15 protein-coding genes and 8 pseudogenes are annotated in these 23230 nt (G+C 38.2%); 7 read left to right on the top strand and 16 right to left on the bottom strand.

From position 1 onward, the window contains the following. Nucleotides 1-25: 25 nt before the first annotated feature. Both Q9Q86_RS03805 and Q9Q86_RS03800 read right to left on the bottom strand, forming a co-directional pair. Nucleotides 26-1024, bottom strand: a pseudogene (locus tag Q9Q86_RS03805) (putative solute-binding protein). Between the two features lie 22 nt (nucleotides 1025-1046). Beyond that, a pseudogene (locus Q9Q86_RS03800) lies at nucleotides 1047-1874 on the bottom strand (metal-dependent hydrolase). A 187-nt stretch (nucleotides 1875-2061) separates the two neighbouring features. Between Q9Q86_RS03800 and Q9Q86_RS03795 the strand changes: the two are divergent. Further along, nucleotides 2062-3069: an AraC family transcriptional regulator gene (locus Q9Q86_RS03795; RefSeq protein ID WP_112987017.1), complete on the top strand. Its 1008-nt coding sequence runs from the start codon at nucleotides 2062-2064 to the stop codon at nucleotides 3067-3069. An 81-nt stretch (nucleotides 3070-3150) separates the two neighbouring features. On the opposite strand, the gene Q9Q86_RS03790 is transcribed toward Q9Q86_RS03795, so the two are convergent. Together Q9Q86_RS03790 and Q9Q86_RS03785 are read right to left on the bottom strand one after the other, a co-directional pair. Next, nucleotides 3151-3324: a cbb3-type cytochrome oxidase assembly protein gene (locus Q9Q86_RS03790; protein ID WP_146751479.1), complete on the bottom strand. Its 174-nt coding sequence runs from the start codon at nucleotides 3322-3324 to the stop codon at nucleotides 3151-3153. Between the two features lie 44 nt (nucleotides 3325-3368). After that, complete coding sequence (locus Q9Q86_RS03785; protein WP_004953571.1) at nucleotides 3369-4187, bottom strand: hypothetical protein; 819 nt, start codon at nucleotides 4185-4187, stop codon at nucleotides 3369-3371. A 230-nt stretch (nucleotides 4188-4417) separates the two neighbouring features. On the opposite strand from Q9Q86_RS03785, the pseudogene Q9Q86_RS03780 reads away from it, so the two are divergent. From Q9Q86_RS03780 to Q9Q86_RS03770, 3 genes and pseudogenes are all read left to right on the top strand, one after another. Next, nucleotides 4418-4585: pseudogene (locus Q9Q86_RS03780) on the top strand (GntR family transcriptional regulator); the annotation flags it as partial. Between the two features lie 57 nt (nucleotides 4586-4642). Next, nucleotides 4643-5671, top strand: a complete 1029-nt coding sequence (locus Q9Q86_RS03775; protein ID WP_142028625.1) for an IS701-like element ISAba11 family transposase — start codon at nucleotides 4643-4645, stop codon at nucleotides 5669-5671. 17 nt (nucleotides 5672-5688) lie between these two features. Continuing rightward, nucleotides 5689-6936: pseudogene (locus tag Q9Q86_RS03770) on the top strand (PLP-dependent aminotransferase family protein); the annotation flags it as partial. Here Q9Q86_RS03770 and Q9Q86_RS03765 read toward each other — a convergent pair. Then, entirely contained in the window at nucleotides 6933-7997 is a 1065-nt protein-coding gene (locus Q9Q86_RS03765) for an AraC family transcriptional regulator (RefSeq protein WP_112987009.1), read from the bottom strand. The pseudogene Q9Q86_RS03770 and the gene Q9Q86_RS03765 sit on opposite strands and share 4 nt — an antisense overlap. A gap of 117 nt (nucleotides 7998-8114) precedes the next feature. Here Q9Q86_RS03765 and Q9Q86_RS03760 point away from each other — a divergent pair. Then, nucleotides 8115-8831, top strand: a pseudogene (locus Q9Q86_RS03760) (enoyl-CoA hydratase/isomerase family protein). A gap of 37 nt (nucleotides 8832-8868) precedes the next feature. Continuing rightward, nucleotides 8869-9696 (top strand): NAD(P)-dependent oxidoreductase, encoded by an 828-nt coding sequence (locus Q9Q86_RS03755; protein WP_112987008.1) that lies wholly within the window; start codon nucleotides 8869-8871, stop codon nucleotides 9694-9696. Nucleotides 9697-9760: 64 nt separating this feature from the next. Here Q9Q86_RS03755 and Q9Q86_RS03750 read toward each other — a convergent pair whose 3' ends face one another. The 9 genes and pseudogenes from Q9Q86_RS03750 to Q9Q86_RS03710 form a co-directional block, all read right to left on the bottom strand. After that, the gene (locus Q9Q86_RS03750) at nucleotides 9761-11032 is read right to left on the bottom strand and encodes a Glu/Leu/Phe/Val dehydrogenase (RefSeq protein ID WP_112987007.1); all 1272 of its coding nucleotides are present in this window, start codon (nucleotides 11030-11032) and stop codon (nucleotides 9761-9763) included. A 49-nt stretch (nucleotides 11033-11081) separates the two neighbouring features. Next, the gene (gene hutG / locus Q9Q86_RS03745; RefSeq protein WP_112987006.1) at nucleotides 11082-12002 is read right to left on the bottom strand and encodes a formimidoylglutamase; all 921 of its coding nucleotides are present in this window, start codon (nucleotides 12000-12002) and stop codon (nucleotides 11082-11084) included. A 30-nt stretch (nucleotides 12003-12032) separates the two neighbouring features. Beyond that, entirely contained in the window at nucleotides 12033-13238 is a 1206-nt protein-coding gene (hutI, locus tag Q9Q86_RS03740; RefSeq protein WP_112987005.1) for an imidazolonepropionase, read from the bottom strand. A gap of 51 nt (nucleotides 13239-13289) precedes the next feature. Then, the gene (locus tag Q9Q86_RS03735; RefSeq protein WP_112987004.1) at nucleotides 13290-14702 is read right to left on the bottom strand and encodes an amino acid permease; all 1413 of its coding nucleotides are present in this window, start codon (nucleotides 14700-14702) and stop codon (nucleotides 13290-13292) included. Nucleotides 14703-14766: 64 nt separating this feature from the next. Further along, nucleotides 14767-16305, bottom strand: coding sequence for a histidine ammonia-lyase (gene hutH, locus Q9Q86_RS03730; protein WP_004915004.1), 1539 nt, complete (start codon nucleotides 16303-16305; stop codon nucleotides 14767-14769). Nucleotides 16306-16390: 85 nt separating this feature from the next. After that, entirely contained in the window at nucleotides 16391-18058 is a 1668-nt protein-coding gene (gene hutU, locus Q9Q86_RS03725) for a urocanate hydratase (protein WP_112987003.1), read from the bottom strand. Between the two features lie 248 nt (nucleotides 18059-18306). Next, nucleotides 18307-18888 (bottom strand): HutD family protein, encoded by a 582-nt coding sequence (locus Q9Q86_RS03720; RefSeq protein ID WP_112987002.1) that lies wholly within the window; start codon nucleotides 18886-18888, stop codon nucleotides 18307-18309. Next, on the bottom strand, nucleotides 18885-19637 hold the full coding sequence (gene hutC / locus Q9Q86_RS03715) for a histidine utilization repressor (protein ID WP_112987001.1): 753 nt from the start codon (nucleotides 19635-19637) through the stop codon (nucleotides 18885-18887). Before hutC ends, Q9Q86_RS03720 begins: the two co-directional genes overlap by 4 nt. A 148-nt stretch (nucleotides 19638-19785) precedes the next feature. Further along, nucleotides 19786-20196: pseudogene (locus tag Q9Q86_RS03710) on the bottom strand (aromatic ring-hydroxylating dioxygenase subunit alpha); the annotation flags it as partial. A gap of 88 nt (nucleotides 20197-20284) precedes the next feature. On the opposite strand from Q9Q86_RS03710, the gene Q9Q86_RS17460 reads away from it, so the two are divergent. After that, a protein-coding gene (locus Q9Q86_RS17460) for an IS5 family transposase (protein ID WP_374050028.1) occupies nucleotides 20285-21104 on the top strand; the annotation gives its coding sequence in 2 pieces (ribosomal slippage) (nucleotides 20285-20670 and nucleotides 20669-21104; 822 coding nt in all). Nucleotides 21105-21315: 211 nt separating this feature from the next. Here the strand turns inward: Q9Q86_RS17460 and Q9Q86_RS03695 are convergent. Then, nucleotides 21316-21809, bottom strand: a pseudogene (locus tag Q9Q86_RS03695) (ureidoglycolate lyase). 268 nt (nucleotides 21810-22077) lie between these two features. Next, nucleotides 22078-23081 (bottom strand): annotated as a pseudogene (alc, locus tag Q9Q86_RS03690) (allantoicase). Nucleotides 23082-23230: the final 149 nt, after the last annotated feature.

The following is a 23230-nucleotide window of genomic DNA, read 5'->3' as shown; positions in this document are numbered from 1 at the left end:
CCAGATGAATAATTAGTAGTTGTAATTATTCCCCACTCAAAGAACATTCGAAATTAGTACGTTCCACCGTACAACGGGCACGCTTTAGTACACTCATCATCGTACGGTCATATACGCCTAATTTAGTCAGTTCGATGCGTCCATCGCGCAACATTTGCTGATAACGGCGTTTATCATCCGCTGATAAGCTACGTTTATATTTTGTCGGTATTTCCGACTCCAAACGAGCAATATTCGTAAAATTCTTATTCAACTGTTGAGTTGCCCAAGCTCGTGATTTGAGCCCAAAGCCTTGAGGAAATTTGTTCGGTCGAATAATAATATCACCCGTTAAATTGACCACTGGGAAGTTAAACATCGCCCCATTTGCACTAATACCTTTTTCAATTTCTAAAGGTTTATATGCATATGCAGGTGCAGCAATCACATCGACTTGATTTTGATTAAACTTTTTTGCAAAGTCTGAAATTTCAGATGGCACACAAACCAATTGCAAACGCTCTATAATCATCTTTTGTGCTTGATCATAATGTAAGTAAGCAAACTTTTTCCCTTTACCCTTTTCGATCGTATCAATATTTTTATTCCGTACAAAAACATAAGCGAGTCCAATTTGGACAATCACCGCAACCTCATACTTATCGCCATCCATTTCTGTAACTAGGCGATTTTTATTAAGAGGATCAAGTACATAAGTAATTGCTTTTTTAGCAATCGAATTATTTGGCACGGCCCCCAGCGCATCGATCGAACCTGCGAATTTATTATATTTACGTGCTCACATGGAGGTCATGGAAACACCATCACATTTCCCAGCATCAAAATCATTTTGCGCTTTAGCTTCATCTTGATAAGGGATGAGATTCATATCCACTTTCCAAGCTTTGGCTGCCAATGCCCACTCCTCGACTGTTTTATATGATTCTCCTGCTTTACCCTGCAAATCAAACACACAAATATCTATCTTTGCTTGTACTGATTGAAAGCCCAACATCAAGGCAATCAATAGAAATCCTTTTCTCATTTTATTTCCTATTGAATTTCAGTTAATTCATTAACTTTTTATTGTTTGCGGAATTCATTTCATTTTTTAAAATTCCGTACTCACCAAATAACTTTTCTCTCCACTCATTCAACAACTGATCAGTGTCATGCTGACTTGGATGAAAGTTAGGTTTAAAGAAATCTAATAATTGTGGAACGATTCCCTGAAACATACCGCCACGTCCCCAAAAATGCTTAATACCACGCCAATTTTTGGTAATCGAAAATAATCGTTTGTCATGAGCCAATAAACGTCCATGAAACCACAAGAACATAAATGCAAAAGTGACGGTCGTTGGAATCATCATTAGGCTGCGCTCAAGATAGTGCCCTCCAATTTGTTGATACACATCAAAAGCCACTGTTTTGTGTTCATTTTCTTCTAAGGCATGCCACAACCATATTTTTAAAATTTCTGGATCAGCCAAGCGATGCATATGGTCGGCTTTCAAACAATATTCAGCAATGATAGCCGTGTAATGCTCTAAACAAACGGTGATCGCTAATTGCAGTCGATGTGGAGCGTATTCTTGTATTAAGGACAATAAATTTCCTACATCTCGGTCCAAATGATCCATTGGATAGCCTTATGCAGCAAAGAACTTATTAAATGAAACATTCTCTTTACTATGCATAGCCTCTTGACCAATAAACCCTGCAATTTGAGCTTTTAAAATATCACCTTGTACTTGGTTGCGATAATGTCGCACTGACTCAACGAAAAAAGATTCTTCTTTTGGAAATAGTGCAGAAAATGCAGCCCAAAAAGTTGTCATATAAGCATCATTGGCATAGCCATTGATCGGTGCCTTAGAAAAATCAAAATCCATACGTCGTGGTGGAATATTGACCTGAGCGCCAAGTGGTTTTCTACTGCTTTGTTTTTGAACTGTATCTAAATGCGCCATCACTTTTCACCCTCTAACCAAGAGACTGCTATTTTTCCTAGAAAAAACTTGTGACAATTCTTCAGAATATGTCAACTTATTATCATTTCCCGACACACATGGGCACTTCATGCAAATCACAACAAAATACAGAAACACTGTACCTGGAACATACATCGCATTGATTGCGGATGTTGTGACGCGTTGGAATGTCACAAAAGAAGAATTATTAAATGGCACAGGGATTGAACAAGCGAAGCTATTGGAATCTATGTGGCATGCTGATTTTGATCAGACAATTCATATTATTGATCGAGCGTTATTGCTCACAAAGGCACAACCATTTGCTTTTGGTTTTTATTTAGGTATGCAGATGACTGTGACTTGCCATGGACTAATCGGTTTTGCAGCACTGGCAGCTCAAGATGTACATGATGCCTTAAAAATAGCTCAAGAGTTTATTGCGCTACAGTCAACCATACATAAAATTAAATTAAACACTGATGATGAGTTTGCGTATCTATATTTTGAACAAACCACACCATATCAATACGATGAGGTGATTCAAACTGCTTTATTACTTGGTTTCGTACAAATGGGGCAAGCAATATCAGGTCATAAACTAACAGGCTTTGCTGATGTGCAATTTGAGCGTCCAGACTATTTTGAAGAACTCTTACACTTGTTGCCAGGAGAGGTTCGATTTAATCAATCTTCAACCCGACTGGTTTTTAACAAACAAATTTTAGAGATTCCACTACCGACTGCTGATCCAATCACTGCCCGTCTAATGCGAGAACAATGCAAAACTCAATTACGCAATTTAATTAAACACTCAACCTTTAGCAGTCTTATTCAAGACTTGGTTTACGATGAAGTCTTAGGAATCAGCTCAATCACGGAAATCTGTGAGAAACTTCAAATTTCAGAACGTACCATGCAAAGAAAACTCGCAGATGAACAAACAAACTTTAGAGATATTGTGGAGCAAGTCCGCCGCAACAAAGCAATCATGTTGTTAAGAAATCATAATCTAAGCTTAAACTACATTTCAGATCATTTAGGTTATACCAATATCACTAATTTCTCGCGTGCATTCAAAAGATGGACAGGCAAGTCTCCTCGCCGATATTCATAATTCGTCTAAAAAAAAGCTTACTTTTAGACACAACGTCAGCAGTAAGCTTGAGAAAAATATAAGTGATTTAGCATTCTAAGTTTATTCAGTTGATGAATGTGCTGGTTGAATCTTTTGAATATTCTGCTTCTGTTGTGACGGCATATAATCTGGTTGGTTACTGACCGCAAGGAAGAAGAAAACTAAAAATAAGCAACCAAGTAAAATACTGATACCAACTGTTAAGTATGGAAACTTAGATTGTTGCTGAGACATATTGTCTACTCCTATTTAAATACAAGTATTCGGTTCTAAAATCTTTAAATCATGGATAAAGTTTTATAACTTGATCCATTTTGGATATGGGTCTGCATGTATTCGGCATAGACTGATAATTTTTCAAAAATATGTTCCGAATAAAACATGTCTTCAATAAGATGAGCTGCCTGTACTTCACTAAGTTGACTTATTTGTGCAATAAGTTTTGCGTTTAAAGATGAAAACAATGTACAAATATTTCGATGGAAATCATCTTTGTTTTTAAACAACAATTTCCGAGTATTTAACATTTCATCCTTTACAATACTTTCTTCACAAACTGTCTGAATGACACTAATCTTTACGCTTAAGAAATCCTGCAACTGTTGAAGTTGGTGATGATTCATCGCTGATGATGTGATCAAAAAAATTTGCGAAATATCTGATCGACAGAGTGCTTTAACCAAGTTTCTAAATAGAAAGTCCTCTTGGTTTTTGGGTTGATCGACAACATCTACATAAACTTTCAGACTTTGCAGCAAATCTATGACATTCAACTTCACTCTTTTTTCTGCCTGATAATATTGATTTAATATCTTTAAAATCGAAGATGAATTGAGCGTGGTATAAATCACAGGCTGATTTAAATTGGCAAGCACAAACGGCGCAAATAAATATGCTAGATTTTGGTCATTCTCATAAATTTGAGTTTGCACAATGTAAGTCACTTTCTCTTTAGCAAAATTTCTTAAGACTTTTGCTCTTAATAAAGTCGCTTCAAGATTCACATATTCAAGTTGTAATTCTTCCTTAATCAGTGATGAAGGCATACTGTCTTCAAAAACTGCTGTCATCGCATTAAGTTCTTTGGTCACAAACATCGAATACGCCCTGTCAAATCGAAACATTCTTTAGAACCCAATAAACTCAAATTTTGTGTTTGGAGTTTTAATCGTTCATGGTGTTATTTTGAGCGTTACTTCAAGTATTGAATAGCTACAGAGCATGCTTAAAAAAATATAACAGATGATTCAATTGGACTAAATCTGTTATAAAATCCTGATAGATTTTCTTTAAAATAAAAGCAGATATCATTAGGGCTGCAAACTTCATGTATAAGTCTGAACAGTTAGCACACAATCTAAAATTACTGATCGAAAATGGTACTTGGAAGGCACATAGCAAACTTCCATCTCTACGTGAACAAGTACAACGTTCTGGTTTTAGCTTGATCACAGTGATGAATGCTTACCAAGAATTAGAGGCACAAGGATTAATTTTAGGACTTACGCATTGACAGATTCAAAAAAGTATTAAAATGCTTTATAAAGTATCTGTGATTAGACGAATTAAACATGCTTCTACAGCAACCTGTACTCTACCCATTTATATGGGCTTTCTCATGACAGAACCGAACTCTATTAGCTGCACACAACTTGCCGAGACTTATAACATCTCGCATGATAGTGTAAATCGCTTTCTAGAGCGTGAAGACTACACACCTCACGACCTATATCAAGAATCAATTCAACATATTGATAATAATAAACTTATAGTCAGTATTGATGATACTGTTTTAGATAAACCATATAGTCAGCATATGGACTTAGTTAGCTATTTTTGGTCAGGCAAACACCACCGATCCGTCAAGGGTATTAATCTCATTACCTTGTATGCGACAGATCAAAATGGTCAAAATATTCCAATTAATTTCCGAATTTATGACAAATCTGAAAGTAAAACCAAGAATGATTACTTTATGGATATGTTAAGTGAAGTACTCAGTTGGGGTGCAAAGATTCAATTTATTACAGGTGATAGTTGGTATTCATCGACTGGAAATCTAAAAACCATAAGAAAATATGGTATTCGATTTATGTTTGGTATCGACTGTAACCGTAAGGTTTCCCCAGAAAAAGGACAATGGTTTCAACTGCGTTTATTGCCAGATTTTCATCAGGGTCAAGTGGTCTGGCTCAAAGATTTTGGCTTTGTACAATTATTTAAGACTCAGTTAAAAGAACAGCAGAGGTTTTATATTGTGCATCAAGATGAAGATGATTTATTGTCCTTTGAGGGTTTTCATGAATTACATTCAAGTCATTGGAAAATAGAGCAATATCACCGAGTGATTAAACAGGTTTGTCATATTGAAAAGTTTCAAGTAAGACGATCTAAACTGATTTTGAATCATATTTTTGCAGCCTTGATGGCCTACGTCGAGATACAAAAGAACCAGTTTGAGCGGATCTTTGAAAATGTATATCGTTGGCAGAAGAAATTATTTAGACCAATCATCAAAGACTTCATTGATGACTTTATTCTCGATAAAAATCATCTCCTACCACAGAGAATCTATAAATAATAGTGCGTAAGTCCTAAATTTATTCAAAAGAAAAATCTGGTTATTTTGTTGCTGAGCAAGTATCGACCCAAATTCCACAAACACACTCAATTGTTGCATTGAATCCCAAAATTGAAATTAACTCTCTGGTATTTAAATATCTAAAATCGATTCAATCTAAACATATCAGTCCACTGGGCTCGGCATTTCCTGATAGTCAGTTGCTCTATCCACCCAAGCTGATTCAAATCATGGGACAACTCTCCCGTAACCGACATAGTTACGACCAAACCACCAATCTTCCACCTGGGAATTTGGAACTTCGGAAACTGATCGCCCAACGTTATTGTATGCAAGGTATTCCAACCGATGCGGATGATATTGTTATCACCTCTGGAGGCTTGGAAGCACTCAATCTGTCTTTGCAAGCGATCACACAACCTGGTGATTATATTTTATTGCAGCAAACCATTTTTTATGGCGCTTGGCAGGCAGCCGAACGTTTAGGATTGAAAGTCATTACACTTCCAGAACATCCACAGTATGGTTTTGATATTGAAGCTTTTGAACAAGTAATTAAGACGTATCCAATCAAAGTCTGCTGGTTTATGCTCAATGCACACAATCCAATTGGCTTTACAGTCAGCGATGAAATCAAATTTAGAATTGCTCAAATTTTGCATGAACATCAAATTCATTTAATTGAAGATGATGTCTATGAAGAATTGTTTTATGGCAGTCAGAAACCACTTCCAATGAAGTATTTTGATCAACAAAATTTGGTATTGCACTGCTCTTCTTTCTCGAAAACTTTAGGTTCTGGTTTTCGTATGGGCTGGGTCTATGCGGGTAAATTCTCAGAGCACATCCAACATTTACAACTGATGAGCACGATTTCTGCAAATGCACTCATCCAAAATGCCCTAGTTGAATTTTTAACCCATCATCATTATGAAAAGCATTTAAGAACGCTTAGACGCTCATTAGAAAAGAATAAAAAACAATTTTTCCAATATCTAAAACAACATTTACCCGAAAACTGCAAGGTATATAACTATCCAAGTGGTTATTTTCTTTGGATTCAATTGCCTGAAAAAGTCAGCAGCATGCAAATCTATGAACAACTGATTCAACAACAGATTGGTATAGCACCCAGTCCGCTATTTAATGTATTGCCTTCACATCAACACTTTATTCGAATGAATTGTTCTTTTGAATGGACTGAAAAAATTCAACATGCCGTGGATCAATTTATTCTAGCTATTGAGAAAGAAATCTCAATTTAACTAGATTTGGCTACGCTACGCTTTCGATATTGGCTTGGTGTTTCTCCAAAGGCCTTTTTAAAAGCACGGATAAAATTGGTCGCTTCTTCATAACCAACAATGCTTGCAATATCTTGGATGCTATATTGTTTGTGTTGCAACATTTTTTTAGCCTCCGTAAATCGTACATCAGCTAAAATCTGTAAGAAAGTCGTCCCTTGCGCCTGTAAATGTCTTTTTAGAGTTCGTTCAGACATATTCAAACGTACAGCAATCATGGGCAATGTGGGATAACCATTGCTTGAGTTATACAATAATTCTGAGCGAATACTTTTCTGTAAATCCCTTATATTTTCTTTAACTAACCGCCCTTTATCATTTTCACAATACAAAAGTGCCTGCTGAAAAGAAACTTGATCAGCATTTTTATTTTTGCAGTTAAGGAAGAATTTAGGAAAACGAAGCCCATTTCTTTTTTGACTAAAATGTATCTTAACTTTTGAAAGCTCAATACACTGGTAATCATTGCTTTCTTCCCAATCAAGAAAGACTTCACTCTGCTCAATCAGCTCTTTTGAAAATAAACTTAAAAAATGAATTGCTCCAAAGATCAAACATTCGACTAGAAAAGATCGTAATTGCGCTGATTGTTGCTCATCACCAAATCTAACAGGATGTACATCATCTAAATAAACATACACAAAATCCTGATCAACAGTCCATTCAGGTGTGAAATTTTGAATCCGAGTACAGAAATATTGCTGACAGAGTGTCAAAGCAGTTTCAACATCAGCACAACTTAAAAATGCAAAGCCCAATGCCCCATGTGAAGTAGGACGAAGTTTGAGTCCATACTCAATACCCAAGCGATGATTACCTGTGAGTTGTAATGCATTCACCACCAGCTTAGACCACTGATGAGCACTCATTTTGGCATCAGCATGTTTCATAGCTGATAGAACCAACCCAGTATTATATAAAACAGTTTGATTCTCGATGCCATATGCTTCAGTAATTTCTAATAATACATGAGCATAAGAAACAGAAATGTTTTCTTGAAACAGCCCAAAAGGATCACGCATAGCACATCCAATGTCCTAAAATGATCATTAATATGGCATAGTCTACCCTATTGGGCGAGCAGTTTATTCTGAATAATGAGTCATAGATAAATGAATAAACTTAGAGGAATTGCTTAAATGGCAAGCCTACATCTCGATAAACAACAATCCATTTATGTGCTGACATTAATCAACGGCGATCAGGAAAATGCGCTCAACAAAGACGTTTTAGATGAATATATTTCGGTTTTTGATGAAATTGAAAACGATAAAAATAACGCGAGCCTGATTATTCGAAGTGATCATCACAAAACGTTTTGTAATGGTTTAGATCTCGCGTGGTTGATGCAACAATCTATCGAAGATAAAAAAGCATTTACTATTCAACTGGAAGATATGTTACTTCGCTTAGCATTATTGAATCTCCCTGTCATTGCTGAAATCAATGGCAATGCTTATGCAGGCGGTGCGATCTTAGCATCAGCTTGTGACTTTAGATTTATGCGGTCAGATAAAGGTCGATTCTGTTTTCCTGAAATAAAACTTACCATTCCTTTTACCGATATCATTGCAGAAATTGTCCAACTGCTACCAAATCAATATGCAACTTGGGAAATGTCGTTAACAGGCAAATCGATTACAGGCATTGAATGTTTACAAGCTCAAGTAGTGAGCCAGATACATTCTGTTGAATCCTTACAGACTGAAACTTTACGATTTGCAGAAGATATGTCACAGAAACATCGCCTGACCTATGCCGTAATTAAACGTCAATTGCGCCATTGAATTGTAGAAATTGCCAAACAACGACAGTTATATAATCCTGAAAAATTTGCACATCCTTTTATTCTTTAACTTAATTTTTAACATGAATTAGAAATAGGAAATTACAATGAAAACTATGCAAGGAAGAACTGTTTTTATCACTGGTGGAAGTCGTGGTATTGGTCGAGCAATTGCAATAAAGGCCGCCCAAGCAGGTGCTAATGTCGTGATTGCTGCGAAGACTGCTATCGAAACACCTAAATTATCAGGCACGATATACAGCGTTGCAGAGGAAATTAATGCTGCGGGTGGTAAGGCACTTCCTCTCATATTAGATGTACGAGATGAGCAACAAATTCACTTTGCCATCCAACAAACAGTTGAAACCTTTGGCGGATTAGATGTGCTCATCAATAATGCAGGCGCAATCGCTCTCACTGGTGTTGAGTCAACTTCACTAAAACAATATGACTTGATCCAGACCATTAATCACAGAGCCACATTTATCTGCGCCCAAGCAGCACTACCTTACTTAAAAAAATCTTCAAACCCACATATTTTGAGTTTGTCTCCACCAGTCAATATGTCACCGAAATGGTTAGGAATGCTTTCTCCCTATGCACTATCTAAATATGGAATGACTATCCTCACGCTAGGTATGGCAGAAGAGTTTCGGCAATATGGAATTTCCTGTAATACCTTATGGCCAGAAACTTATATTGCGACTGCGGCTGTTTCAAAAAACCTAGGAGAAGAAAATACTCTACAACTAAGTCGCAAACCAGAAATTATGGCAGATGCAGCTTATGCAATTTATACGACTAATCGTGGTGAATTCACAGGACAAAGTTTAACTGATGAGCAAGCGCTTGCAAGAATTGGGATCACTGAATTGGGCTGTTATGCTTGTATTGAAGGAAAGACAGAATTACAAAAAGATTTCTTTTTAGATTAAGTTCTAAGACAAAAGCGACCTTAAAACTATGGTCTTAAGGTCGCTTATTGTTATTTCACCCGTATTAACCTGGGAAAATACCACGCTCTTTACGTGCTTTTAAGATACGCTCACAACCAAGAATAAATGCTGCGGTTCTTAGCGTACATACTTTCTCGTTGGCAGTATTCCAAACATCATGGATTGCTTGAATCATCAGCTTATCAAGACGTTCGTTAATCTCTTCTTCTGACCAGAAGTAGCTCGACATATCTTGAACCCATTCAAAGTAAGAAACCGTTACACCACCCGCATTACAGATAACGTCTGGGACAACCGTGATACCACGTTGAACTAGAATATCATCGGCTTCAGGATATGTTGGTCCGTTCGCACCTTCTAAAACCAACTTCGCAGTTAATTTTTGTGCACGTTCAACTGTGATTTGACCTTCTAAAGCTGCTGGAATCAAAATATCCATTTCCACATCCCAGAATGCTTCATCACTGATCGCTTGCGCACCAGCAAAACCGCCCACACCTTGATTTGTTTGAAGATAAACTTTTAACTCTTCAAGGTTAATACCTTCTGGATTATAAATCGTACCTGTATGGTCTTGAATAGTTACGACTTTAGATTTTGACTCAGCGAATAAATACGCTGCTTCACTACCTACGTTACCAAAACCTTGAACTGCGATTTTCGCACCATCTAAAGGTAATTTGATCTTCTCAGCAACTTGTTGACCTGTGATAAACACACCACGACCCGTTGCTTTGATACGACCTAATGAACCACCTAAATGTACAGGTTTACCAGTTACAACACCTGTCACAGTATGACCTTGACCAGATGAATATGTATCCATGATCCAACCCATGACATTTGGGTTTGTACCCACATCAGGTGCTGGGATATCTTTTTGTGGTCCAATGATGTGACTAATTTCACTGGTATAACGACGTGTCAAACGTTCTAACTCACGAGGTGAAAGTTTACGCGGATCAACACGTACACCACCTTTTGCACCACCAAATGGAAGATTTAAAACTGCAGTTTTAATCGTCATCCACGCAGAGAGTGCCATCACTTCATTTAAGTCGACATCTGGATGAAAACGAATACCACCTTTACCTGGACCACGTGATAAATTGTGTTGAATACGATAGCCTTCAAAGTGCTGGATCGTACCGTCATCCATTACAATAGGCACATCCACAATCAAGGCACGCTTAGGGCGCTTCAATGTGTCGATGTAATCTTTTAAATGCTCTAAGTAAGGCGCAACGCGATCGATTTGTTCGAGGTAAGTTGACCATGGACCGTTATTTTGAGAGATATAAGATAAATTAGACATTGTCTATCCTTATAAAATGAAAATAGATGGGTCAGCTCACGCCAAGCCATCAGTCAAAAATGTAGTTAAAAATAATATAAGCGGCTAATTTGGCTGTTCGATTATCCAAATCAAACCGTGGATTGCATTCAGCCACATCGAAAACTCGAATTTTTCCAGATTTCTTTATGGCTTGAAACAATGGATCAAAGACCGAAAGATCAATTCCTTTGACCGAAGGTGCACTCACACCGGGAGCAATGCTGGGACTAAATACATCCAAATCTACTGTAATGTATAACGCGTCAATTTTTTCTATAAAACCGTTAATTTTCGATATCAAATGGTCAATTTCTGAAAGCTGAAGTTGCTGATCGTATATATATTGACAGTTCAGGCGATCTGCCGTGTCAAACAAAGCTTTCGTGTTTGAATGCTTCGCGACACCGATGCACAAATAGTGAAATTCTTTTTGATTCTGTTCTGATAATTTTGCAGCATTTAAAAATGGTGTACCTGATGTCACCTGCTCTGCTTCACGCAAATCAAAGTGTGCATCAAAATTAATGATTCCAATTTTTTGCTGCGGCTCATGATGTTGGATGTATTGGAACAGTCCTGAAAAACTTCCAAAAGCAACCTCATGACCACCACCTAGAACAATCGGTTTCATTCCCTGTTGTAAACTTCGTTCAACTTGATCTGCTAACTCAGCTTGTGCCTTTTCTAATTGACCTTGCTCACATACGACTGTACCAATATCAACAATTGATACAGATTGGTGTACAGGTAAATTTGCCAATTGTGCTCGAATCATATCAGGTGCATCCGCTGCGCCTAAACGACCTTTATTTCGTTTTACACCTTCATCCGAACCAAAACCAATTAAGGCAAATGAAGCATGTTGTGTGGTATTTACCACATGATGGATACGTCGATGTTCTTCACCATCGCCATCATTTCGTCCTTGCCATGTAAATGAATGATTCATATCAAATATCGCTAATTAAAACTGTTTGCACTACACACAAATTTCATTGCCATGCTGAATAATACGTTTAGGCAAATCTCCACCTAGCCAGTACACAATCTCAGCTGGATGTTCAATTTCCCAAGCAATAAAGTCAGCAACTTTGCCTACTTCTAGACTGCCATGTGAATCTTGTAGTCCCAAAGCATGTGCAGCATGAATAGTCACCCCTGCCAATGTTTGTTCAGGTCTTAAGCGAAATAAGGTACTTCCCATGTTCATCATCAAACGTAATGACAATGCTGGAGAAGTTCCAGGATTTAAATCGCTCGACAAAGCAATACGAACACCATGTTTATGCAAACTCTCTAGTGGAGGAAGTTGTGTTTCCCTCAAGAAATAGAATGCACCGGGTAGTAACACTGCAACGGTTCCCGAAGCAGCCATTGCTTTGACATCATCTTCAGTCATAAATTCCAAATGATCTGCAGACAATGCGTGGTAACGAGCAGCAAGACTAGAACCACCAAGAGAAGACAGTTGTTCAGCATGCAATTTAACTGGGAGATTGAGTGCATGTGCTGTGTTAAATATACGTTCAACTTGTGCAGGTGAAAATGCTAAATACTCACAAAATGCATCGACCGCATCCACGAGTCCTTCTTGATGTAGTTTTGGCAACATTTCTGTACAAATATGATCAACATACGCATCACTTTGATCTTTATATTCAGAAGGTAAAGCGTGCGCTGCTAAGCATGTACTGCGTACAGTCATTGGCAAAATATTTGCAATTTGACGAATCACACGTAACATTTTACGTTCATTCAGATAGTCTAAACCGTATCCTGATTTAATCTCGATGGTGGTAACCCCATCTTTGAGTAAACAGCGAATACGTTTTAGTGCTGAAGCAAGTAACTCGTCTTCGCTCGCTTCACGTGTTGCACGAACAGTACTGGCAATACCACCACCATTTGCCGCGATCTCAGCATAGCTAACGCCTTGCAAACGCTGCTCAAACTCAACACTACGATTGCCACCGAATACGCTATGCGTATGACAATCAATTAAACCGGGCGTTAGCCATGATCCATTTAAATCAATGGTTTCAGCATAATTGTCATTTGGAATATCACTTTCACGACCGATCCAGTGAATGCAATGTCCAGATGTAACTAATGCAGCATGTTCAATACAGTTGTATTTCCCATCCTGCATAGTAGCGATATGACAGTTTTTCCAAAGCTTTTTCATTTTAAATCCTCTCCCTGTTCAAGAGCTATACGCTCTTGAACAGTTAGGTTATTAGCTTTCCATTTTGAAATTTTGTGGTAAATCCTGATCAACCTTGATCGCATCTTGTTTTGGTTTAACCCAAATGTTGTATGCAATACACAGTAAAACCAACCATGTAATACCGACATATAATGCAGGTCTTGAGTCAGGGAAATAACCCATCATTGCCAAGATAAACAACATGAATGCAATCGCAAATGCAGGAGCATACGGCCAACCAATCACAGGGAAATCTAGTGCTTTAATCTGTTCTTCCGACATCTTACGACGCATCGCAACTTGTGAAAGTAAGATCATCAACCATACCCAAACCGTTGCAAATGTTGCGATTGATGCAATGATAAGGAATACATTTTCTGGAATTAAATAGTTGAGAAGCACACCGATAAGTAAAACTCCAGCCATAACCACGACTGTCATCCACGGCACACCATTTTTAGAGATTTTTTGAAACACTTGTGGTGCTTGTCCACGGCTCGACATACCAAACAGCATACGTCCAGCACCAAATACATCACTATTAATCGCTGATACCGCAGCAGTGATGACGACAATATTCAAAATTGTTGCAGCCGATCCGATTCCTAGATTCTCAAAAATTTGTACAAATGGACTACCTTGGCTACCTATTTGATTCCAAGGGAAAATCGACATCAAAACAAAAATGGTTAGCACATAAAATAATAAGATACGTACAGGAACAGCGTTGATTGCTTTAGGAATAGAGGTCTTTGGATCTTTAGATTCACCCGCAGTGATCCCAATAATCTCGATACCACCGAAAGCAAATACAACTACAGATAAACAAGCAATCAAACCCACAATACCATTTGGCATAAAGCCTTCATGAATCCATAAGTTTTGAATACCTGTTGTGAAACCTGCTTGATCGGCATTGAAACCATAAATCATCAGCCCTAAGCCACCCAAAATCATGGCAACAATCGCGGTCACTTTTACGATTGAAAGCCAGAACTCTAGCTCGCCAAAAACTTTGACATGAATGAGGTTAATTGCACCTAAGAACATGATCAGTGACAGAATCCAAATCCATCGAGGAACATCTGGATACCAGAAGCCCATATAGATTCCAAAAGCAGTCACATCAGCCAGCGCAACAATGATCATTTCAAATACATAAGTCCAACCTGTGGTAAAACCTGCAAGTGGTCCAATGTACTGTGAAGCATAGTGACTGAAAGAGCCTGAAACTGGATTTTGAACAGCCATCTCTCCTAATGCGCGCATCACGATATATATTGCGATCCCTGCAACAATATATGCGAGCAAAACTGATGGACCTGCCATTTTAATGGCTGTTGCTGAACCGTAAAAAAGTCCCGTTCCTATCGCTGAACCTAATGCTAAGAAACGGATGTGACGGGTGTTTAATCCCCGCTGTAAAGTGGAGTGTTGTGACATTATTATCTCCAATCCTTGAGGAAATATAGTTAGAGTCGGTCACTCCATGTGACCGTTATCATGATTAGGCGTTTGATAGACTAGGTAATAGATTTGGGAGAATGAGCTCATTCAAACAGCCACTTGCGAGTAATTCACTTGCCTGTTCAATATCAGGAGCGAAGAAACGATCTTCACTGTAGTAAGGAACTTGGTTACGTAATACTTTTCGAGCACGTTCAAGTTTTGGAGAGCTTTTTAAACCTTCACGGAAATCAAGCCCCTGACAAGCACCCAACCATTCCACTGCAAGAATGCCACGAACGTTATCTGCCATATACCACAAGCGCTTACCAGCATTTGGTGCCATAGAAACATGGTCTTCTTGGTTTGCTGAAGTTGGCAAACTATCCACACTTGCAGGATGTGCTAAAGCTTTGTTGTCACTTGCCAATGCTGCGGCAGTCACTTGAGCGATCATAAATCCAGAATTGACACCACCATTAGCGACTAAAAATGGTGGAAGTTGTGACATATGACGATCCATCATCATCGAAATACGGCGTTCAGACAGTGAACCAATTTCTGCAATTGCCAGTGCCAAATTATCTGCCGCCATCGCCACAGGCTCAGCATGGAAATTACCACCTGAGATCACATCGCCTTCAGCTGCGAAAACCAGTGGATTATCTGATACAGCATTTGATTCAATTTCTAATACTTCCGCTGCCTGACGAATTTGAGTCAAACAGGCACCCATCACTTGCGGTTGGCAACGTAATGAATATGGGTCTTGAACTTTGCTGCAATCTTCATGCGAATGTGCAATTTCACTTGAATCAGTGAGTAAGTCACGATAAGCCGCAGCAACATCTATTTGACCACGTTGACCACGCACCTCATGGATACGAGCATCAAATGGCGCACGTGAACCCAACATCGCTTCTACACTTAGACCACCACAAACCGTAGCAGCAGCAAATAAATCTTCTGCTTCAAATAAACCGCGCAATGCATATGCTGTTGAAACTTGTGTACCATTTAACAGCGCCAAGCCTTCTTTAGCCGCTAGGGAAATTGGTTCTAAGCCAGCAACTTTCAATGCATCAACAGCTGAAAGCCATTCACCTTTATGGCGAGCTTTACCCTCACCTAATAACACTAAAGACATATGTGCTAATGGTGCTAAATCTCCAGATGCACCCACCGATCCTTTAAGTGGGATATGTGGATACACTTCCGCGTTGATCAACGCAAGAATGGCATCAATCACTTTACGGCGAATACCTGAGAAACCACGTGCCAAGCTGTTTGCTTTGAGCAACATGATTAAACGAACCATCGCATCATCTAATGGTTCACCAACACCTGCTGCATGAGAAAGTACCAGTGAACGTTGTAATTTTTCTAAATCTTCAGGCGCAATTTTAGTTGAAGCGAGCAAGCCAAAACCAGTATTGATCCCGTAAGCGGTACGGCCTTCATTCACTATTTTTTCGACACATGCAACACTGGCATTAATGCCTGCGGATGCACTGTCATCAAGTTTGACTTTAATTGGATTTAGGTAGGCATGACGAAGATCTGCTAAGGTAAGTTTGCCGGGTTGAATTAAAAGTTCCATCGTTGGCGTCCTGTTTTTGCATTGTATTGTTCGCTTACGATGCTGCTTACACAATTGCAAAAAGCATCGTAATGTTGTTGTCTGTTTACTGCGTAATCATAGGCAAGTTCAAACCTTGCTCTTTAGCGCACTCGATCGCAATGTCATAGCCTGCGTCAGCGTGACGCATCACTCCTGTTGCAGGATCATTGGTTAATACACGAGCAATACGTGCTGCCGCTTCATCTGTACCATCACATACAATCACAACACCTGAATGTTGAGAGAAGCCCATACCAACACCACCACCATGATGTAAAGAAACCCAAGTTGCACCACCTGCTGTATTCAAGAGCGCATTTAATAATGGCCAATCAGATACTGCATCTGAACCATCTTGCATCGCTTCTGTTTCACGATTCGGACTTGATACTGAACCTGAATCTAAATGGTCACGACCAATGACGATCGGAGCTGAAAGCTCACCACTGCGAACCATTTCATTAAAAGCTAAACCAAGTTTGGCACGTAGACCTAATCCCACCCAACAAATACGCGCTGGTAGACCTTGGAAGCTAATACGTTCACGTGCCATATCCAACCAACGATGCAAATGTTCATCATCAGGGATTAATTCTTTTACTTTTGCATCTGTTTTATAGATATCTTCTGGATCACCTGAAAGTGCAACCCAACGGAATGGTCCTACACCGCGACAGAACAATGGGCGAATATAAGCAGGTACGAAACCTGGGAAATCAAAAGCGTTCGCAACACCTTCTTCTTGTGCCATTTGACGAATGTTGTTGCCATAGTCAAATGTTGGCACACCCATTTTTTGGAAATCAAGCATCGCTTGAACATGCTTTGCCATAGATTGTTTAGCGGCTTTCACCACAACTTCTGGTTCAGTTTTAGCACGCTCACGGTATTCTTCCCATGTCCAACCCACTGGCAAATAACCATTAAGTGGATCATGTGCACTAGTCTGATCAGTAACCATATCAGGACGTACACCACGACGAACTAATTCAGGTAAAATTTCAGCTGCGTTACTATGTAATGCAATCGAAACAGCTTTACCTTCTTTGGTGTATTTTTCAATACGCGCTAATGCATCATCCAAATCAGTCGCTTGTTCATCAACATAGCGTGTGCGTAAACGGAAATCGATACTGGTTTGTTGGCATTCGATATTCAATGAGCATGCACCAGCCAATGTTGCTGCTAATGGTTGAGCACCGCCCATACCACCTAAACCAGCAGTCAGTACCCAACGACCTTTTAAATCACCGTTGTAATGTTGACGACCTGCTTCAACAAAAGTTTCATATGTACCTTGTACAATGCCTTGGCTACCAATGTAGATCCAAGAACCTGCTGTCATTTGACCGTACATTGCCAAACCTTTTGCATCTAGCTCATTGAAGTGTTCCCAAGTCGCCCAATGAGGAACTAAGTTCGAGTTTGCAATCAAAACACGTGGCGCGTCTTTATGAGTTTTGAACACGCCAACAGGTTTACCTGATTGAACCAACAAGGTTTCATCCGCTTCTAAGTTTTTTAAAGTTTCAACAATTTTATCAAAGCATTCCCAGTTACGTGCAGCACGACCGATCCCACCATAAACAACGAGTTCTTTTGGATTTTCTGCCACATCAGGGTCAAGATTATTCATCAGCATGCGTAACGGCGCTTCAGTTAACCAACTTTTTGCATTCAGTTGTGTACCACGTGGTGCGCGAATTTCTACGTCACGAAATTTTGTTGTCATTGTAGTCACAATCGGACTCCTTCCTTTGAGATTTGAACCGCAAATTAAACTGCTTTTAACGTATAGCAATGTATTAACTTGTATATACATCTATATACTACACAAATCTTTTATCTTGAAAAGATGCATTTCATTCCATTTATGAAAATAAATTTTAAACATATGAAATAAATTGATTTATTTTTATTAAGACCATAAAAAACCCATACAACTAAAAATTGTATGGGTTTCAAAAAAGTGTTAATTATTTAAATTTTTGTGAGTCGAATCGCACAAACTTGTTTTTTATCCTGCTTACCAAAAGAAATACTTTTCAAGTAATCCCGATCTTTTATAATTAAACTTTCTTGATGCTCCAGATAGAAAATAGATTCATTTATTTTAACTTCTAAAGGTTCTAAACTTTGATTAAAAACAAAAAATAAATCAGCAGAACTCTTTATTTCAGAAGCAGCAGACTCGAACATCCATTCATAATCTGCATGAAATTTTTTAGCATCATATATCAGATTAAAGTCTCGAATCTTTCCATTGGGCAATTCACAACTAACCTGACTGTCTCCACTGAACTTTATCGATTCCAGATATTGTAAATGCTTCACTTGATGATCAATATTCAGCAAAATATCTTGACCTTCCAAAACCGTCAAATAGCGTTGCATACCATCAAATTTGGAAAACGAACCAGACGTTTTGACGTCCGCCATGGAAATACGCCAATCAAATAACTCAAGGCTACTCCCTTCACTCCGAGCAAGTTCAATTGTATAGCCTGCACCATTTTTCCACAGCATGCATTTATAATCTGCTGAGCTTAGATGCTGAATCATTGCGTAAATTTACCTTCCAAATAATAACGACTACCTGGATAAATCAAACGTGCACTTGAAATCAGTTGTTTATTTGACCATGTACGACGGCGAATCAATAGGCAGGGTTCTGTCTTATTAATCTTCAACCATTTACATTCTTGAGCCGATGCTAAAATCGCCGTAACCACATGCTCACCCTCAGTCACAGGTGCCTTTGACATCAAATAAGCATTTGGCGTAATCGCTGTAAAGTCTTGAGCTAAATAATCAGGTATCAACACTGGATCAACTAAACGATCTTCTATTTGTACAGGCACATCATTTTCATAATGCACAATAATCGAATGAAATAGCTTTTGCCCTTCACGCATCTGCATTAATAGGCTTTGTTCTGTGTTGGCTTGAATTTGTTCCAACACCAATACTTCTGCACGATGTTTATGATTTCGAGCGATAATCTCTTCGGCAATATTATTCACATGAAATAAAGCTGTGCGTCCTTGTCCTTCTGTAACAAATGAACCTACACCTTGTATGCGTACTAGCAAGCCCTCACTGGTCAACTCACGCAACGCACGATTAACTGTCATACGACTACAACCAAGCAAGTTGACTAATTCACTCTCGGATGGAATCTTTTTATTGACTGTCCATGTGCCTTCGTAGATTTTCTGTGAAATCATTTGTTTCACACGCAAATACAAAGGTACAGGACTGTCTTCCCCGAGTGATAAATCCAAATCAGTTTGCTTGGATGTTCTTGACATTGACTAAAACTCATACACAATACTTAGAGCTATTGTATATAGATTATCGCCAATTTGTATATACAAGCTTATACAATTAAACGTCTAAAATTAAATTAATGTTGAATTTCATTTGCTTGATTTTTCAAAATTCTAAACTTGTATAAGCCTAAACTGTATAGCGCTTACTCAAACCCCAATCTGCCAATATACGGCGATACATGGTCGAAGAACGATCCGCTTCAAAATGTGCTTCCATTGTAATATCTACAGGTAATTCTTCAGGTTTTTGAGACTCTACCATCTCTTGATCTTCTGCAAAAATTTGTGCATTAAAGTCATAAACAGCTTGCAAATCCCCAGTGGTATCAAAGTTACGTGTCAGTGGTACAAACAATCGAGTTTTGTTATGTGAGATTGGGCAACAAGCATTTAAAATCTTTAACACACCATCATTCGGAAAATGAATCGTCAATACAGCTGAGAATGGTGGATAAACATCAAAAATCCGCTCCCAAAGGAAATCATCAGACGCTAAATGTTGCATCCCATGCGGGTAATTACTGACGTTAATGACATATTAGACTTCTTGCAAAAATCAAAAAACGATCAACGTTTTGTTTGTTTTTTATCCACATTAAAAAGTCATGTTCTACTATCATGAGTACATGAAATATGAAAAAGTAAAGATGCTATCAAATAGTCAGTTTAAACGACTGATTGGAATACAACCCTCAACCTTTTTAGAAATGCTTGAAGTATTAGAGTCAAGCCAAGTCAATACTCAACGAGGTAGGCCTTCGAGTCTTTCACTTGAAGACCAACTGTTAATGACGCTAAGTTATTGGCGTGAATATCGCACGCTCTTTCATGTTGCTATGAGTTATGGAATCCACGAATCAACTGCGTCCAGAATTATTCATAAAATAGAAAATATTTTAATAAAATCTGATAAATTTCATTTACCTAAGAAACTACCGCATGGTGCAGGGATAGATTGGAATGTTGTTATTGTCGATGCAACTGAAATGACAATTGAGCGTCCAAAAAAAACAGAAAAGATTCTACAGCGGTAAGAAAAAACGACATACGATCAAAGCTCAACTCATCATTCATTATGAAACGATGCAGATTATTTCATTAGGTCTTACACATGGGATTACACATGATTTCCAGTTGTTTAAGGCTCAACGTAAAAAGCAGAGATATCAAGCCTTTATGCTGATTGATAAAGGTTATTTAGGTCTAAATCGTTTGGGGATAAAATGCCTGATGCCATTCAAGGCAAGTAAAAAGAAGCCGTTAACTTTATTACAGAAGCAAATAAATCGGGAAATTAGTAAACGTCGTATTCGAATTGAACACGTCAATGGAAAATTAAAGACCTTTAGAATTCTGGCTACACGTTATCGAAATAGGCGTAAACGCATGGGTTTACGTCTGAATTTAATTGCTGCAATTTACAACATGGAGTTGGTTAAAAAATGATTTTTGCAAGAGGTCTAATATTTTATTCTGCTTTTTTGTTTAGTTTGTTGCTCAAGTGCTTCAGGAGAAGCATAACGGTTTTTAGACATATAAAATTAATAGTTCTGTTGTTCTATACATATTTTCAATGCACTAAGAATAACAAAAAAGAATAATTAAAAAAAATCAATAAAAAATTACGCTAGAAATACCCAGAATCCATTTCTCTTAATCATGATTCAACAACCCATCGTGATACAACCAAAGGATGAACATCACAATTTTGTCCACCTCCAATACGATCCACCACTACAAAATCACTTTTAGCTTCTAAGGTAATTAATGGATGATGCCAAGCCCCTTGAGATAGGTAACCCCCTGCTTACCATTACTTAAAAAGGCAAAGATTTGCTGTTCATCTGGTTGTAAGTGATTCAAAGGTAGCGCTACGATGATGATAAATTTTTATTGTTGTAATGGAATGAAGGATTGTGAACCGTGAGGATGACGTTCAAGCATGTCTATTTTAAACGGAATCTCTGTTGCGCATAAATTATGAAAAATACTCATACCAACAGCGGTATTATCGCCACTAATTTGAGCAACTGATAATGCATGATAGCGCTGAGTTAAACCTTGGTTAATCGCAAAAAAATCATGATTTTCTTTTTCAATCACATCACCAAAAGCGGAGAAACTCTCTTGAGTTAAAGGCTGAATTTGGATGTTTTTTTCTCATATATTGAACTTCACTTTATTTTAGCAGAACGAAACTTCGTAGACTATTCTTCTCTAATCCAATGCATAATGAACATTTGCTATCGAGCTAGGCGGCATGGATGCTGCACGTTAGGCTGTGGCATCAAGGATGTGCCATCAGCCTAACAAAAGATTTTTGTTACTTTTGATCTTTCAAAAGTAAGCAAATACCAATTCAAAAATGATCTGTTTTATCAAAACTTATATGCCTTTGCTCATTACTGAAGAAACAATTTCATTCTGTGATTTTCCCCCACAAGCGAATCCGACTAATTCCACCATCAGGAATCATATTGACACGAATATAGTTCACTTTTTGATGCTGCAAGATTTCAGCTATATATGTGTGAATCGGGTCCATTGATAAAGGCTGTTGTTCTAATAAATAAGACCAAAACATACTTTGAGGAATCAACTGAGCATCAGTAGCATCTTCAACATAAGCGGCTTGGATCGAACATAATGCAGGAAAATTACCTTTAAAATGTGCTGTATCAACTTCTATTTTTTCTACATGCCCAGCTTGACCTAAGGCAATAACACACCAGTCAAAACCAGGTTCACGACGCTTGGTTTCCCAACCATCGCCCATATTAATGCCACGATCTGGACTGAGTAAATTATTCGGATGCCCATAATGCGCATCACTAAATGCAACAATACGTCCTCCATTTTTCAAACCAATCAGGTCAATTTGTTGGCTGGAATTTATATTTTCCAATAGAACATTGCCGTAAACACGTAAACGAGCAACACCGCCATCAGGGAAAATGTTAAGTCGAATATGAGTGATTTTATGTGCTTCGCAGCTAAAAAAATGATGATGATCTGGAGACAAAACCGAGTTTTCTAACAAAGAAACCCAAGTGGTATTTTCCAGTTGATCATCAGGTGCATAACACCCTTCTATTGAGGCAGAAGCAGGATAATTCCCTGTGAAAAAAGAAGTATCGAGATCAAAGCCTGAAACTTTTCCAGTTACACCTAAGCGAACAATACACCAATCATAACCAGCTTCGCGCTTACGGCGTGTTTCCCAGCCATCCATCCATTTGCCATGATCATCAAACTTACCTTCAATAAATTTTTTGCAGGTTCTGGTTGTATCATTCGTTCCGCACTTGCAAAAAACTCATCTGAACAAGATACAATGCTCGCGCCGATGCGCGCACCAGCTAAATTGGTTAAACCCTGTAAGTTATCTGGCAAAGTTACTACTTTGGCAATATGCACCGTCATTGATCAATCCTAAAAAAATTTTCATATGGTTCATTCTATGCAAAATCCAGTCCAACTGGTCTGACCTGTTGTAAATAATTATCTAATTTTAACTTTGAAGCAATTTAAATTTATGAATTTTGTGTAGAATCAAATTGTTCATTTTATTT

Source organism: Acinetobacter sp. A22, from assembly GCF_030913345.1.
Taxonomy (GTDB): Bacteria; Pseudomonadota; Gammaproteobacteria; order Pseudomonadales; family Moraxellaceae; genus Acinetobacter; species Acinetobacter junii.
This window is presented reverse-complemented; position numbering and strand designations above follow the sequence as displayed.

What these genes read in the sequence shown, in the direction of transcription:
- hutU (WP_112987003.1), bottom strand. Translation starts at nt 18,058, where the DNA reads ATGACAACAAAATTTCGTGACGTAGAAATTCGCGCACCACGTGGTACA.
- Q9Q86_RS03750 (WP_112987007.1), bottom strand. Translation starts at nt 11,032, where the DNA reads ATGTCTAATTTATCTTATATCTCTCAAAATAACGGTCCATGGTCAACT.
- Q9Q86_RS03765 (WP_112987009.1), bottom strand. Translation starts at nt 7,997, where the DNA reads ATGCGTGATCCTTTTGGGCTGTTTCAAGAAAACATTTCTGTTTCTTAT.
- Q9Q86_RS03785 (WP_004953571.1), bottom strand. Translation starts at nt 4,187, where the DNA reads ATGTTTGTGACCAAAGAACTTAATGCGATGACAGCAGTTTTTGAAGAC.
- Q9Q86_RS03720 (WP_112987002.1), bottom strand. Translation starts at nt 18,888, where the DNA reads ATGATTCAGCATCTAAGCTCAGCAGATTATAAATGCATGCTGTGGAAA.
- Q9Q86_RS03755 (WP_112987008.1), top strand. Translation starts at nt 8,869, where the DNA reads ATGAAAACTATGCAAGGAAGAACTGTTTTTATCACTGGTGGAAGTCGT.
- Q9Q86_RS03795 (WP_112987017.1), top strand. Translation starts at nt 2,062, where the DNA reads ATGCAAATCACAACAAAATACAGAAACACTGTACCTGGAACATACATC.
- Q9Q86_RS03790 (WP_146751479.1), bottom strand. Translation starts at nt 3,324, where the DNA reads ATGTCTCAGCAACAATCTAAGTTTCCATACTTAACAGTTGGTATCAGT.
- hutI (WP_112987005.1), bottom strand. Translation starts at nt 13,238, where the DNA reads ATGAAAAAGCTTTGGAAAAACTGTCATATCGCTACTATGCAGGATGGG.
- Q9Q86_RS03735 (WP_112987004.1), bottom strand. Translation starts at nt 14,702, where the DNA reads ATGTCACAACACTCCACTTTACAGCGGGGATTAAACACCCGTCACATC.
- hutC (WP_112987001.1), bottom strand. Translation starts at nt 19,637, where the DNA reads ATGTCAAGAACATCCAAGCAAACTGATTTGGATTTATCACTCGGGGAA.
- hutH (WP_004915004.1), bottom strand. Translation starts at nt 16,305, where the DNA reads ATGGAACTTTTAATTCAACCCGGCAAACTTACCTTAGCAGATCTTCGT.
- hutG (WP_112987006.1), bottom strand. Translation starts at nt 12,002, where the DNA reads ATGAATCATTCATTTACATGGCAAGGACGAAATGATGGCGATGGTGAA.